Annotated in this window: 12 protein-coding genes; 6 read left to right on the forward strand and 6 right to left on the reverse strand. The window is 72.7% G+C overall.

What is annotated here, in order from left to right; all coding sequences use genetic code 11:
* Positions 1–12 precede the first annotated feature (12 nt).
* The gene (locus tag JWR81_RS19825; RefSeq protein WP_297654806.1) at positions 13–801 is read left to right on the forward strand and encodes an SDR family oxidoreductase; all 789 of its coding nucleotides are present in this window, start codon (positions 13–15) and stop codon (positions 799–801) included.
* Here JWR81_RS19825 and JWR81_RS19830 read toward each other — a convergent pair.
* Together JWR81_RS19830 and JWR81_RS19835 are read right to left on the reverse strand one after the other, a co-directional pair.
* Positions 795–1712: an SAM-dependent methyltransferase gene (locus JWR81_RS19830; protein WP_297654809.1), complete on the reverse strand. Its 918-nt coding sequence runs from the start codon at positions 1710–1712 to the stop codon at positions 795–797. The two genes, JWR81_RS19825 and JWR81_RS19830, sit on opposite strands and share 7 nt — an antisense overlap.
* Positions 1713–1810: 98 nt before the next feature.
* A complete protein-coding gene (locus tag JWR81_RS19835; RefSeq protein ID WP_297654812.1) occupies positions 1811–3196 on the reverse strand; it encodes an MFS transporter in 1386 nt (461 codons plus the stop codon).
* A 75-nt stretch (positions 3197–3271) separates the two neighbouring features.
* Between JWR81_RS19835 and JWR81_RS19840 the strand changes: the two genes are divergently transcribed.
* Positions 3272–3808: a helix-turn-helix domain-containing protein gene (locus tag JWR81_RS19840; RefSeq protein ID WP_297654822.1), complete on the forward strand. Its 537-nt coding sequence runs from the start codon at positions 3272–3274 to the stop codon at positions 3806–3808.
* Here JWR81_RS19840 and JWR81_RS19845 read toward each other — a convergent pair.
* Positions 3735–4985, reverse strand: coding sequence for an MFS transporter (locus JWR81_RS19845; RefSeq protein WP_297654835.1), 1251 nt, complete (start codon positions 4983–4985; stop codon positions 3735–3737). The genes JWR81_RS19840 and JWR81_RS19845 overlap by 74 nt on opposite strands.
* 74 nt (positions 4986–5059) lie before the next feature.
* Here JWR81_RS19845 and JWR81_RS19850 point away from each other — a divergent pair, with 74 nt between their 5' ends.
* Complete coding sequence (locus JWR81_RS19850; RefSeq protein ID WP_297654838.1) at positions 5060–5932, forward strand: LysR family transcriptional regulator; 873 nt, start codon at positions 5060–5062, stop codon at positions 5930–5932.
* Positions 5933–5937: 5 nt separating this feature from the next.
* Here JWR81_RS19850 and JWR81_RS19855 read toward each other — a convergent pair whose 3' ends face one another.
* Together JWR81_RS19855 and denD are read right to left on the reverse strand one after the other, a co-directional pair.
* Positions 5938–8280 (reverse strand): phosphotransferase, encoded by a 2343-nt coding sequence (locus JWR81_RS19855; RefSeq protein ID WP_297654841.1) that lies wholly within the window; start codon positions 8278–8280, stop codon positions 5938–5940.
* A 90-nt stretch (positions 8281–8370) separates the two neighbouring features.
* Positions 8371–9339: a D-erythronate dehydrogenase gene (denD, locus tag JWR81_RS19860; RefSeq protein ID WP_297654844.1), complete on the reverse strand. Its 969-nt coding sequence runs from the start codon at positions 9337–9339 to the stop codon at positions 8371–8373.
* 92 nt (positions 9340–9431) lie between these two features.
* On the opposite strand from denD, the gene JWR81_RS19865 reads away from it, so the two are divergent.
* Positions 9432–10268 carry an aldo/keto reductase gene (locus JWR81_RS19865; RefSeq protein WP_297654847.1) on the forward strand — a complete coding sequence of 279 codons (837 nt, stop codon included), beginning with the start codon at positions 9432–9434 and terminating at the stop codon, positions 10266–10268.
* Positions 10269–10318: 50 nt separating this feature from the next.
* Here JWR81_RS19865 and JWR81_RS19870 read toward each other — a convergent pair whose 3' ends face one another.
* Positions 10319–13102 carry a hypothetical protein gene (locus JWR81_RS19870; protein WP_297654850.1) on the reverse strand — a complete coding sequence of 928 codons (2784 nt, stop codon included), beginning with the start codon at positions 13100–13102 and terminating at the stop codon, positions 10319–10321.
* Positions 13103–13253: 151 nt separating this feature from the next.
* On the opposite strand from JWR81_RS19870, the gene JWR81_RS19875 reads away from it, so the two are divergent.
* Both JWR81_RS19875 and JWR81_RS19880 read left to right on the forward strand, forming a co-directional pair.
* Positions 13254–13649 carry a CopG family transcriptional regulator gene (locus tag JWR81_RS19875; RefSeq protein WP_297654853.1) on the forward strand — a complete coding sequence of 132 codons (396 nt, stop codon included), beginning with the start codon at positions 13254–13256 and terminating at the stop codon, positions 13647–13649.
* 103 nt (positions 13650–13752) lie between these two features.
* On the forward strand, positions 13753–13998 hold a 246-nt coding region (locus JWR81_RS19880), incomplete at its 3' end, for a hypothetical protein (protein WP_297654856.1).

Raw genomic sequence — 13998 nt, forward strand, 5'->3', positions numbered from 1 at the left:
AAGGCTCGGGCCATGGATCTTCAGCTCACCGGCAAGCGCGCGATCGTCACCGGCGCGAGCCGCGGGATCGGGCTCGCCGTCGCCACCACGCTGGTCGCGGAGGGCGCTGAAGTGGCGCTCGTCGGCCGCGACATCACCACCCTGACCGCGGCGGCCGCCGGCATCAACGGCGGGCGGGCGGTACCCGTGGTCGCCGACACCACCGACGACGCGTCCGTGCGCGCGATGGTGGAGCGCGTGGTCACCGAGCTCGGCGGCGTCGACGTGCTGGTCAACGCGGCCGCCGAGCCCGCGGGCGGACCCGCACCGGGCCTGGCCGGCACGACCGACGACGAGATGCGCGACCAGTTCGAGACGAAGGTGCTCGGCTACCTGCGCTGCGCCCGCGCCGCCGCCCCGCACATGACGGCGCAGGGCTGGGGCCGCATCGTCAACATCAGCGGGCTCAACGCCCGGATGGCCACCTCGATCGTGGGGTCCGTGCGCAACGTCGCCGTCGCCGCGCTGACGAAGAACCTCGCCGACGAGCTCGGCCCGTCGGGCGTCGGTGTCACGGTGGTGCACCCGGGCATGACGATCACCGAGCGCTCCCCCGGCCTCTTCGCCGCGATGGCCGAGGCCGAGGGCATCACGCCCGCCGACGTCGAGGCCCAGTTCGGGGCCGGCACCAGCATCGGGCGCCTGACCACCGCCCAGGAGGTGGCCGACGTGGTGGTGTTCCTGTGCTCGCCGCGCAGCGTCGCCGTCACGGGCGACGCCGTCGCGACGGGCGGCGGCGGCCGGGGCGCGATCTACTACTGATCCGGCTTGGTCGCCGTCAGCAGCACGCTGTTCATCCGGATCCCCGAGCCGAGCGCGGGCAGCGGGCGGCCGAAGCCCGCTGCCGCGTCGGGGCTCGGGACCGCCTCCACCGACCACCCCATGCCCGTCAGTCGCTCCGCGGGGCCGGTGCGCGGCTCCGTCTGCGCGAGGTCGCGCAGGTCCATGCCGAACGGGGCGCCGAACGCGACGATCGCCGGGTGGGCGGCCGAACTCTCGAAGACCGGCGCGAAGTGCTCGACGGCGACTGTGCTGCCCGGCGCCGACAGCTCGTCGACGGCGGCGAAGAGGTCGGCCTCGGCCGCGGCGGGCAGGAACGGGAGCAGCCCCTCGGCCAGCCATACCGACGGCCGCTGCGGGTCGAACCCGGCGGCGCGCAGTGCCGACACCCAGTCGTCGCGCAGGTCGACGCCCACGACCCGGCGGTCGCAGCGTGGCTGCGCACCGTGCTCGGCCAGCACCTCGTCCTTGAACTCCAGCACCGCGGGTTGGTCCACCTCGTAGACGGTGGTGCCCGCGGCCCAGGACAGCCGGACCGCCCGCGAGTCCAGGCCCGCGGCGAGCAGCACGACCTGGTCGATGCCGCGCTCGGTGGCCGCGGTGAGGGCGGCGTCGAAGTAGCGCGAGCGCACGCCCTGGTAGGTGGTCATCACCGACCAGAAGGCGTCGACCTCGGCGGCGACGGCCGGGTCCTGCCCGGTCCGCGGCCACCCCTCCTCGGGCCGCGTCGGTAACCGTTGCGGGGTGCCGGCGGCGTCCACGAACCGCTCGGCCCACGGATCGTCCACCAGTCCGCCGTCCCGGTTGGTCTCGACGGCCCGGCCCGCCGCGACCATCAGCGCGGTGAACCCGACGCTGCTGACGATGTCCCACTGCTCGTACCGATCACTCACGACGTCTCCCCCGACTGCACTGCCCGGTCGTGATCGATCGTCGCGCAGCCCGAGCCGGCCCGCCGGGACGATGTCGTGATGATCGGGTTCGTCCCCGGCTACACCGCCACGGCGTCGCGCACGCGGGGACGGCAGGCCAGCACCACCAGCGCCCCGACCGCCGAGATCACCGCGTCGACCAGCACCGCGACGTTCCAGCCTGCGATCGTGTCCGCCGCGACGGGATGGGTCGCGAGCACTGCGATGATCGTCACACCGATGGCCGCGCCCAGGTAGCGGGCGGTGTTGTTGGCCCCGCTGCCGATGCTCGCGAGGCCCGTGGGCGCGCTGGCGACGGCCTGCCGGGCGAGCGCGGCGTTGAGCACGCCGCTCGCCGCCCCGGCCACGAGCAGCCCCGGCAGCAGCCGTCCGGCACCCGCGCCGGGCCCGATGCCTGTGAGCATCACCTGCCCGACGGCCACCCCGAGCAACCCGGCCACGAGCTGGGCGCGCGGCGTGGCCCGGACGGGGAGACGCCGCGCGAGCAGCGCCGTCACCACGCTCGTGGCCGACCACCCCAGCAGGAGCAGCGCCGCGTAGACGACACCGTGGCCGAGGCCGCGCTGGAGCAGCGTCGGCAGGAACGACATGCTCGCGATGATCCCGGCGCCGGTGGCCAGCGCCCCGATCGTGGCCCCGGCGAAGTCGGGCCTGCCGAACAGGCGCAGGTCCAGCATCGGGGCGCCACGGCGCAGCTCGACGAGGACGAACACCGCGCCCAGCACCACCCCGCCGACCAGCAGCCCGATCACCGACGGCTGCGCCCAGCCCGAGCGGCCCTCGACCAGCCCGGCGAGCACCCCCGCGAGCGCGACGCCGAGCAGCAGCATGCCGGGCAGGTCCACCGCCTGCTGCCGGTCGGCGCGCGACTCGGTGAGCAGCCGCCACGCCAGCACGGCCAGCAGCGCCGCCAGCAGCGCGATCAACCCGTAGGCGCTGCGCCACCCCAGCGCCGTGTCGAGCGCCGCGGCCAACAGCGGCCCCAGTGCGATCCCCCCGCCGACGCACGCGCCCCACACCCCGGTGGCGTGCACGCGCCGCGGGCCCGGAAGGAACGCGTGGCCGATGAGGCCCAGGCTGCACGCCAGGATCGCGGCCGCGCCGAGTCCCTGCCCGATCCGGGCCACGACGAGCACGGCAGTGCCGGACGCGAGCGCGGCCAGCACCGACGTCACGGCGAGCAGGACGGCTCCGATCACGAACATGCGGCGGCGGCCGTGGTCGTCGCCGACGGCTCCCGCGGGCAGCAGCCCGACGGCGAGGCCGCAGCTCATCGAGCTGAGGATCCACGCCTGCCCGGCCGAGCCGGCGCCGAGCCCGGTCGCGGTGCCGGCCAGCGTCGCGATCGGCGTCGTGTAGGTGACGAGCGCCAGGACGGTGCCGAGCGCGGCGACGGCCAGGGTGCGCGTCTGCTCGGTGGTGGCGGCGACATGCGGTGTGGTCACGGGACCCCCTTCGGTCTGGTCACCGAACCACACTTCGCCGGTTCCATCAACAGATCGAACCGGTACGCTCGTCACATGCCCCTCGGTTCCGACTACAGCGGCCAGGACTGCTCGCTCGCCCGCGCGCTCGAGGTGGTCGGCGAGCGCTGGACGTTGCTGGTGCTGCGCGACTGCCTCTTCGGGGTGCGCCGCTTCACCGACCTGCGGGTCCGGCTGGACATCTCCCGTGCCGTGCTCAGCGCGCGGCTGGCCGACCTCGTCGAGGCCGGGCTGCTGGAGCGCCACGAGTACCGCCCCGGACGCCACGAGTACCTCGTCACCGCCGAGGGTGCAGCGCTCTGGCCGGCCGTCTACGCGCTCATGCAGTGGGGCGAGCAGCACCGCGCACCGGACGGCAGGCGCCGGGTCTTCGTGCACACCGCCTGCGACACGGAGATCGACGCCGGTGGCCGCTGCCCCGCCTGCGCGACGCTGCCCGGCCCCGCCGACCTGGAGATGCGGCCGGGGCCCGGGGCCGCGTTCCGGCGCGACGACCCGGTCAGCCGGGTGCTGCGACGGCCGCACCGGCTGCTGACACCCGTGACCGCGTCCGGCCGCTCCGGGAACGACTGACCAGCAGAGCCACCGCCCCGGCGGCCAGCAGCGGCACCACCCCGCACACCGCCATGCCCACCCGGGCGCCCAACGCGCCGGTGATCCACCCGATCACCGGCCCGCCGATCGGCGTGCCCCCGGTGAACGCCAGCATGTAGAGGCCCATCACCCGGCCGCGGTAGGCCGGCTCCACCCACATCTGCACCGACGAGTTGGCCATCGCCTGGAACGCCAGGTTCGCTGCGCCCATCACCGTCAGCACCACCAGGAAGCTCCCGAGCCCCGGCATCAGCGCGGCCACGGCCTGCAGCAGCCCGAACGCCGCGCCCGCCGCCACCAGCACCCGCAGGCGCGTCCGCGACCGGGCGCCCGCCGCCAGCGCCCCCGCCACCGACCCGACCGCCAGCACCACGTTGAACAGCCCGTACAGGCCCGCGCCGCCGTGGAACGTGGTGCTCGCGATCGCGGTGAGCACCACCGGGAAGTTCAGCCCGAACGTCCCCACCACGCCGACCAGCGCGATCGTCGCGCCGATGTGCGGGCGCGCCGTCACGTAGTGCCACGCCGACCGCAACTGGCCCGGTGCCCGCAGCAGCGCCGGTGACCGCACCAGACCGGCGGGCCGGATGAGCAGCAGGCCGCCCGTCGGGCCGAGGTAGCACAGGGCGTTCGCAGCGAAGGCCCAGCCGATCCCGACCGTCCCGATCAGCACGCCCGCCACCACGGGACCGAGCAGGCGGGTGGTCTGGAAGACCGCGGCGTTGAGCGCGATCGCGTTGCGCAGGTAGCCCGCCGGCACCACCTCGTTGACGAACACCTGCCGCGCCGGGTTGTCGACGACGAACACGAGCCCACCGGCCAGCGCGATGAGGTCGACGTGCTCGACGCGGACCTCCCCGGTGAGCGTCAGCACGGCGAGCACCGCGGCCAGCGCGGCGTTGAGCACCTGCGTGACGAGCAGCAGCGTGCGCTTCGGGTACCGGTCGGCGATCAGGCCGCCATACATGCCGAGCAGCAGCATCGGCAGGAACTGGCACGCCATGGTCACCCCGACGGCGACGGGACTGCCGGTCAGCTCCAGCACCAGCCAGTCCTGCGCGATGCTGCGCATCCACGTGCCGGTGCTCGCGACGCTCTGGCCGGCGAGGTAGATGCGGAAGGTCGGGACGCGGAGGGCGGCGAAGGTGTCGGTCATCGATTCCTCACCCTGCGCCCGCCCGCGGCTATTCTGAACCCCGATCATCCGACTTACTGTTATTGCGAGGCGCGATGACCGAGGCGTACGACACGGCCCAGCTGCGGACATTCCTCGCGGTCGCCCAGACGCGCAGCTTCACGCAGGCGGCGGCGCGCCTCGGCATCCGGCAGCCGACGGTCAGCCAGCACGTCCGCAAGCTCGAGGAGGCCACCGGCCGGGTGCTGGTGCACCGCGACACCCACACCGTCACCGTCACCCCCGACGGCGAGGCCATGATCGGGTTCGCGCGGTCGATCCTCGCATCGCACGCCGACGCCGCCGCCTACTTCCGCGGCGAGCGCCCGCAGGGCCGGCTGCGCATCGGCATGTCCGACGACCTCGCGCTCACGCGGCTGCCGCAGATCCTGCGCGACTTCCGCCGCGAGCACCCCCGCGTCGACCTCGACCTCACCGTCGACCAGAGCGGCACGCTGCACCGCAGGCTGGAGAACGACCGGCTCGACGTGTTCGTCGGCAAGCGCCCGCACGGCGAGGCCCGCGGCACGCTCGTGCAGCGCGAGCGGCTGGTCTGGGTCGGCACCGCCGCCACCCGGCTCGACCCGAGCACGCCGCTGCCGCTGGTGGTCTACCCGTCGCCGAGCCTGAGCCGCACCGCCATGCAGGACGCGCTGGAGCGCGCGGGCACCGCCTACCGCAGCGCGTGCGTCTGCCGCGGCGTCAACGGGCTCATCGCCGCGGTGGCCGCCGGCATCGGGGTCTCCGCGCTGGCGCGCAGCCTCGTGCCGGTGCAGCTCGCCACGCTCGGCCCGCAGCACCGGCTCCCGGAGCTGGGCCACATCGACCTGGTGCTGCTCACCAACCCGCGCACCGAGCATCGCCCCGCCACCCGCGCGCTGACCGCCGCCGTGCTGGCCGGCGGCGCCGCGGGCATCGCCGCGTCGTAGCTCGCTCAGCGGGGGCGGGGCGCCGGCGCGTCGGTGTCCAGCAGCGGGAGCGCACCGCGCACCACCGCTACGAGGTTCCGGCGTACCCACACCGGGTTGGCGGCGAAGGACGGCGACTTCTGCAGGTTCTGCGCCACGTGGTGCAGCCAGCCGAGCGAGGTCAGCGTGCGGATGTCGAGCACCGCGCCACCCAGCGACCGCTGCGCGCGGGCGAGCAGCTCGTGGTCGGTGGACCGGACGTCGTAGAGGCGGTCGACCACCACGGTGCCGATCTCGCTGCCCGTCAGCGCGCGCTCGGATGTCACCAGGAAGCTGACGACGTCGAGCACCGCGAGGCCGCGCTCCTGCCCCTGGCACCAGTCCACCACCGCGACGACGCGACCGTGCGCGTCGGTGAGCACGTTGTCCGGCGTGTAGTCGCCGTGCGTCCACCCCGCGCCCACCACCTGGCCCTCCAGGCGCGCGGCGAGGCGGGCGCCGAGCGTGCGCGCGTCGGCACGGACGCCGCGGGGCAGCACCCCCAGCACTTCGCGCATCGGGTCGAACACCCAGGCCCGCAGCTCGGCCGCACCCACCGTCACGGGCTCACCCGTGCGACGGTGCAGCTCGCTGATCATGGCGACGGCGCTGGAGCGGAACAGCCTGCGCCGGGCCGGGTCCTGCAGCGCGTCGCCGCCGCCGGCCCCCGCCAGGCGCGACTCCAGGGTGACGTACGAGCCGCTGCTCTCCCCGTCGCTGACCACGGTGGGCAACAGCGCGCGCCACTGGCCCAGCCGCTCGTCGGCGTGCAGGCTGCGCAGGACATCGGTCTGGCGGCGCAGCTGCGCGCGGCCCTTGGTGCTGTCGCTGGCCTTGAGCAGCACGCCCGGAACGGTCGGGGACTCGGTGTCGGGCGAGCCGGGCGCGGGCCCGTAGCCGACCACCACCGTGTCCGATCCCCCGCCGAGCCGCTCGCCCAGCACCCAGCCGGTGCCGCCGGCACGGGTGGCGGCGAACGGGCGGACGCGGCGCAGCAGCGCCGCCGACCGCAGGGCGTCGACGCGCCCGCTGAGCAGCGGCGGCAGCCACGGGGCGCCGGCCACCAGGATCCCGATCGCGACGACGCTCTGTGCGATCAGCCAGGACAGCCCGACGGCGGTGATGCCCAGGCTCGGCATGAGGAACCACGAGAGCGCGAAGACGATCACCGAGATGGTGGTGGGCACACCGAACTGCACGCCCATCCGCTGCCGTACCCGCGCGGCGCCCACCGTCGAGGCCGTGATCACGTTGGGGATCGCCGAGAGCGACGTCAGCGCGAAGGCGGCCGCGCCGCGGTCGACGTAGTGCTGTCCGAACAACACCAGCACCAGGCGCGCGCCGACCGACAGCACGACGACGAGCGGCACCACCATCGCCAGCGCGCGGCGGACCATGGCCCGCCGTGCCGCTTCCAGCCCGTCGGGGTCGGCGGCGCTGTGGGCCACCATCGACTGGCTCATGCCCGACGAGACGAGGTAGAGCGACTGCGTGATCGTCCAGACGATGCCGTAGACGCCGGCGTCATCGGGCCCGAGGCGGACGAGCACGAGCAGCGGGAGACCGAACAGCGCGGCCTGCCAGAACATCGCACCGGCGTAGTCGGCGCGCAGGAAGCGGCCGATGGCGCCGATCGTGATCGGCACCGCCTGGCCCACCGACCGCCTGCCGAACCGCGGCAGCGCCCGCAGCAGCAGCCAACCGTTGATGCCCACCACGATCACGCCGGTGGCCACGGCCCAGGAGATCGCGAGGCCACCGGGCACCACCACTATCGCCGCGACGCCCAGCAGCGCGATCTTGAGCAGCGAGAAGACGAAGTTCTCCCCGGGCACGACGGTGGCGCGCCCGATGCCGGTCAGGACGAAGTCCTGGATCACGAAGATCGACCACAGCGGGGTGGCCACGACGAAGAACAGCAGCAGCCGCACCGGCCCGAACGCGCTGACGAGATCGGGTGCCCAGAACCGGGCGCCGAGGGCGAAGCCGGCCCCGACCACCGCGGCCGCACCGGCCCCGACGAGGTAGCCGCCCACCACCAGCCGCCGCGCCGCCCAGCCCGCGACCGGGACGAACCGTAGGAGGGCGTAGGTCAGGTTGAGCTGCGCGACGCCGCCCAGGAACATCATCGTGGAGATGGCGACCTGGTTGATGCCGAGCACCGCGGGCGGGAAGAACCGGGCCGCCAGCACCCAGTAGAGGAGGCCCACGGCGGAGGTCAGCGCGGAGCTCAGGACGAGCGCCAGCCCGTCGCGGTGCGACGGCGCCAGGCGCGCGACCAGCGACCGCGGCGACCAGGACGGCCCCAGGGGCAGACCGTTGATCGGCACGGTGCGATCCTGTTCCACCGCCGACACGAAGGGGACGATAGCAACCCCGGTCCGACCACCCGACGGCAAACTCTCGGTGAAATGTGACCGTCACACGGGAAGTGCTCCGGACCGGCCGCCGATCTCCTCGATGTGGGCGCGCACGATCGCGTCGATGCCGTCGTCGCCGCGCAGGCCGAGGGCGGTCGCGCGGCCGGTGTCCCACGCGCCCGGCCACCCGGAGGCGATCCGCTGGATCTCCGGATCCGGCTCGAACCGGACGAGCTCCGCCACCTCGGGTCCCGCGATCCGCGCGAGCGCGTCCACCATCTCCGCGACCGTCACCGACACCCCCGGCAGGTTGACGGCGCGGTTCGGGCCCAGGTCGTCGAGGCCGTGGCCGGCGACCAGGCAGTCCACCGCGCGCTGCGGCGAGAGCAGCCACAGCCGCGTCTCCGGCACGACCGGGCAGACGCTCGCGATGCCGGCGACGGGCTCGCGGATCACGCCGCTGGCGAAGGACGACGCGGCCCGGTTGGGCGTGCCGGACCGCACCGACACGGTCGGCAGCCGCAGCACCCGGCCGTCGACGAAGGCCTTGCGCGAGTAGTCCGCCAGGAGCAGCTCCGCGCAGGCCTTCTGCACGCCGTAGGACGTCTGCGGGTTCAGCGCGGTGGAGTCCAGGACGACGTCGGGCAGGTCACCGCCGTAGACGGCGACGGAGCTGGTGAACACCACCCGCGGCCGCGTACCCGTCGCCCGGCAGGCCTCGAGCAGCACGCGCGAGGCGTCGAGGTTGATCCGCATGCCGAGGTCGAACTCCGCCTCCGCCTGCCCGCTGACGATCGCGGCCAGGTGGAACACCGACGACGCCCCGGCCACCGCGTCCCGCACCACCGCCGGGTCGGCGATGTCGCCGACCACCACGCGGACCCGCGGGTCGGCGAACCCGTCCGCCGCGACGACGTCGAGCAGCACGAGCTCCTCCACCGGCTGCCCGTCGAGCGCGCCGAGATCCAGCAGCCGGGCGGCGAGCCGTCGTCCCAGGAACCCGGCGCCACCGGTGATGACCACCTTCATGGGCCCAGCCTGTTCCATGGGTACAGCCTGCTCCATGGGTACAGCCTGCCAGGAACGGCCACTGCACTTTGTCCTGACATATCCTCGCCGACATGACCACCACCGAGGTTCCGGCCGTCCCGATGAACGACGGCAGGTCCGTGCCCGCCGTCGGCTTCGGCACGTACCCGCACGACGGCGACGACTCCGAGACCACCGCGCTGCACGCGCTGGACGCCGGCTACCGCCTGCTCGACACCGCGCTGCGCTACGAGAACGAGGTGCGCATCGGCCGCGCCGTCGCCGCGTCGGACCTGCCCCGCGAGCAGATCCTCGTCTCCACCAAGCTCGCCGGGCGCCACCACGGCTACGACGCCACGATCGCGGGCTTCCACGAGTCGCTGACGAACCTCGCGCTGGACCACGTGGACATGTACCTCATCCACTGGCCGCTGCCCCGGCTCGACAAGTACGTCGAGAGCTGGAAGGCGATGATCGCGCTGCGCGACGAGGGCCTGGTCCGCACGATCGGCGTCTCCAACTTCACCGAGGCCCACCTCACCCGGCTCGTCGACGAGACAGGCGTCGTCCCGGCCGTCAACCAGGTCGAGATGCACCCGTTCTTCCCTCAGCACGACCTGCGGGCGTTCCACGCGACGCTCGGAATCGTGACCGAGAGCTGGAGCCCGATGGGGCGCGGCGAGCTGCTCACCCACCCCGTCGCCACGGGCATCGCCGACGCCCACGGCGTCACCCCCGCCCAGGTGGTGCTGCGCTGGCACGTGCAGCTCGGCGCCGTGCCGATCCCGAAGTCGGCCGACCCGCAACGTCAGCGCACCAACCTCGACCTCTTCGGCTTCGCGCTCGACGACGCGCAGGTCGCGGCGCTGTCCGGGCTGGAGCGCGGCCGCATCTGGGGCCAGGACCCCGCAACCCACGAAGAGTTCTGAAGCGCCGCGCCCGCCTGGGCCGTGTCCTGCGAGTCTCCGTTCGCGATGGCCTAGAGCTCCGCCGCAGCCGAGTGGCTGCTCGCGGCTCCCGTTCTCCGTTCGACCTGGGAGTAGACCGCGGCGGGAACGCCCGCGATCTGGCGCAACGCCTCCTCGGTGAAGACCCGGTAGCCCAGCTGTGCCCGGTAGCCGTGGACCTCCGGGGTGTCGAGGCTGGACATGTAGGACAGGATGTCGCGGCTGAAGATCTGGCCCGGCACCAGGACCGGGAACCCGGGCGGGTAGGGGGTGACGAACGTCGCCGACACGACCTGCTCCCCCGCGTCGAGACGGGCCGCCACCTCCTCCGGCGTCAGGTACTGGCAGAGGTCGTCGTTGTAGGCGAGGAAGAACGCCCGCCGCATGTTCCCCTCGGACGTCTCCGGGCCCCCGCTGCGGAACACGTCGTGGAAGGCGCTGAAGTCCGGCAACGGAGCGACGGTGCTGGTCAGGCGCCGCACCGTCGCGTCGTGCGCGGCCCGGTCGCGGGGGCTCATGTCCCCGATCTGCTCGTCGAGCTCGCGCACCATCTGGACGAGGATCTCGATGAGGAACGCCACCGAGCTGCGGGTCGTCCCGATGTGGGTCATGAACAGCACGGTGTTGCGGGAGGTCTTGTTCACCTGCACACCGAAGCGGTCCATGAGGTGCACGCGTTTGAACGTGTCGCCGTCGATCCCGGTGGCCCCGATCGACAGCGTGATCCGGCACGGATCGAGGACGAAGTCGTCCTGGTCCCACGCCGCCATCATCTTCGTCAGACCCGACCGCAACGGCTGGTCGATACCGGCCGGCCGATACTCCCGCGGAATGAGATCCGCGGTGGTGAGGCAGCGGATGTAGCGACTCAACAGCGGATGGTTGTCGATCGCGTCGCGCAGGCTCATCGCATACTCGACCTGCTTCTGCACCAGCTCGAAACCCTCCAGCTCCGCCTGCCGTCGCCCCAGGTCCAGGGAGGCGAGGATCTGGTAGTTGGGAGAGGTGGACGTGTGCGCCATGTACGCCTCGTGGAAGGTCTCCTCGACCTTCTGGACGTAGTCCTGGTCGAACACGTGGATCATCCCGCCCTGGCGAAGCGAGGTCAGCGTCTTGTGCGTCGACTGGGTGGCGTACACGCGCACCCTGGCGGCGTCCGGGTCCGGCACCAGTCGCATGTCCAGCAGTGCGTCGTCGTCCACCACGCCGGCCCGGGCCGCGACGTGCTCGGCATGGCGCCGGCGGTGTTCGGCGCTGCGCAGGCGTTCCAGCAGACGCCGCGCCGACGACATCGCGGTGCGCCCGCGGTAGACGGGGTGGAAGCGGGCGAACGCGAACCAGGCCTCGTCCCACAGGAACACCAGGTCCGGCTTGATGGCCAGGCACTCCTCCATCACCCGCTCGACGTCGTAGACGATCCCGTCGAACGTGCAGTTCGTGAGCATCAGCATCTTGATGCGATCGAGCTTCCCGGCGCGGCGGAACTCCAGCAGCGTCCGCTTGATCTCCCGCAGCGGCACCGCCCCGTACATCGAGAACTCGTTGATCCGGTAGGCGTCGAGGTAGGTGACGTGCGCCCCGGCGAGCACCAGCCCGTAGTGATGGGACTGGTGGCAGTTGCGGTCGACCAGCACGATGTCGTCGGGCTGGACCAGCGCCTGGACCACGATCTTGTTCGAGGTCGACGTCCCGTTCGTCACGAAGAACGTCTCCCGGGCTCCGAACGTCTCCGCCGCGAGACGCTGTGAGTCGCGCAGCGGACCCGTCGGCTCCAGCAGCGAGTCCAGACCCCCGCACGTGGCCGAGGTCTCGGCGAGGAAGATGTCGAGCCCGTAGAAGTCGACCATCTCGCGGAGCCAGTGCGAGTTGACGATCGACTTTCCCCGCGACACCGGCAGCGCGTGGAACACACCGGTCGGCTTGTGGCTGTAGTCGCGCAGCGCGGAGAAGAACGGCGCCCGGTAGCGGTGGTCCAACCCCCGCAGGATGCTGAGATGCAGCTCGAGTGAGCCCTCCCGGGCATGGAAGACCCGCCGGAAGTTGTTGCTCAACCTTCCGGCGATCTCCTCGACGTTGCCCTCGGTGACCAGGTACAGGTCGAGCTCGGGCCGGATGTCGGTGAGCCGCTGCCCCAGCAGCTCGGCCAGCTCGTCGGCCGACCGGTCGGTGAGGTCGTCGGACCTGGCCGCGTCCAGGAAGACGCCCAGACTCGACAGGTCGTTGCGGGAGCGGCGGCCGAATCGCCGACGCACCACGCAGGCCTGCAGGCTGAAGTTGAACATCACGGCTGTGACGGCGTCCTCGAAGGAGGGCACCACCACCACCTCGTAGACGAACTCGTCCTCCGGGCGCCGCAGCCTGCGCAGTTCCTCACGCAGGGCCCGCTCCTGCCCCGCGGTCATCTCGTCCACGACCAGGACCTCGAAGTACGGACGCCGCGCCGCAGCACGCTCGACCGGCCGGTCGCCCGCCTCCGGATCCTCCGCCGGCAGGGCCGCGACATCACCACCACGGAAGCTGTCGGTGATCTGTGCCCGGTTGAGGTCCGAGACCAGCCGGGCCCCCCGCTGGACCTGACCGGCCTCGAACAGCCGCTGGACGTCCTCGAAACGACGCCGACCCGGGAAACCCCAGTACCGCTCGAACGGCTCGAGCACCCCCAGCAGGCTCCCGACCCGCTCGAGCGCCGCACCCGGCGATCGTCCCTGCTCCACCAGCTCGACGACGTGGGAGCAGGTCTCCTCGAGATCGCTCCAGGCATCCCGACGCAGCTTCCACATGCTGTTGTACATCTGCGACCGCGCCTGCTCCGTCATATCCGCACCTCCGCACCCTGACCGTGCCCCAACTGCGGCCGTCCGGGTGGGCGCGTTCGCCCAGCGGAACCGTCTCGCGCTCCGGAACCGCTCACCACATCTGATTGACCATCTCGTGGGATGGTGTCAGGATGGTCGGAGGAGGTAGCACATGGCGGAGGTCGACAAGAGCGAGAAGATCACCATCAACGTGGGACTGGTCGATCTCGGACAGATCGACCTGCTCGTGGACGAGGGCTTCTACGCCAACCGCACGGACTTCATCCGCACAGCGATCCGGCGGCAGCTCGAGAGCCGGGCGGACGCGGTGAACGACACCGTGCAGCGCCGGACGTTGACGCTCGGCACCCGGCATCTCGGCCGCCGGGAGCTCGAACAGCTCCGTGACGTCGGGCAGACGATCGAGCTGCAGGTACTGGGGCTCGCCACGGTCGCCGACGACGTCACCCCGGAGCTCGCGCTGGCGACCATCGCGTCGGTGGAGGTCCTCGGCGCCTTCCGGGCGCCGAGGGCGGTCAAGGCCGCCCTCGCGCCACGCACGGTCTGACCACCGCCACGCACGGGCCATCCATCCTCACGGCACCGCCCGACCGGGCCCGCTGCCGGTAAACACCCGAGAGGGATCCATGGACGACGAACGCTCCACCAGCATGTCCGAAGCACTGAGACTCACCCGGGAGGGGAGGCTGGTGGAGGCGGTCGCGCTGCTGCAGCGCACCCTCGGGGCCGCACCACACACGGCTGCGACCACACCCCGATCGCTCCTGGGCCGCCGGGCCGGTGGCGGACCGCGCGCCGGTGGCGGACTGGCGGGCATCCTCGCCGACGCGGCACGCGCCGGAGCCGGCGGCCTGCTGCGCAACCTCTCGACGACCACCGCCGGCGGCGGCCGTCCC

The sequence above is a fragment of the Pseudonocardia sp. genome, from assembly GCF_025965585.1.
GTDB lineage: Bacteria > Actinomycetota > Actinomycetes > Mycobacteriales > Pseudonocardiaceae > Pseudonocardia.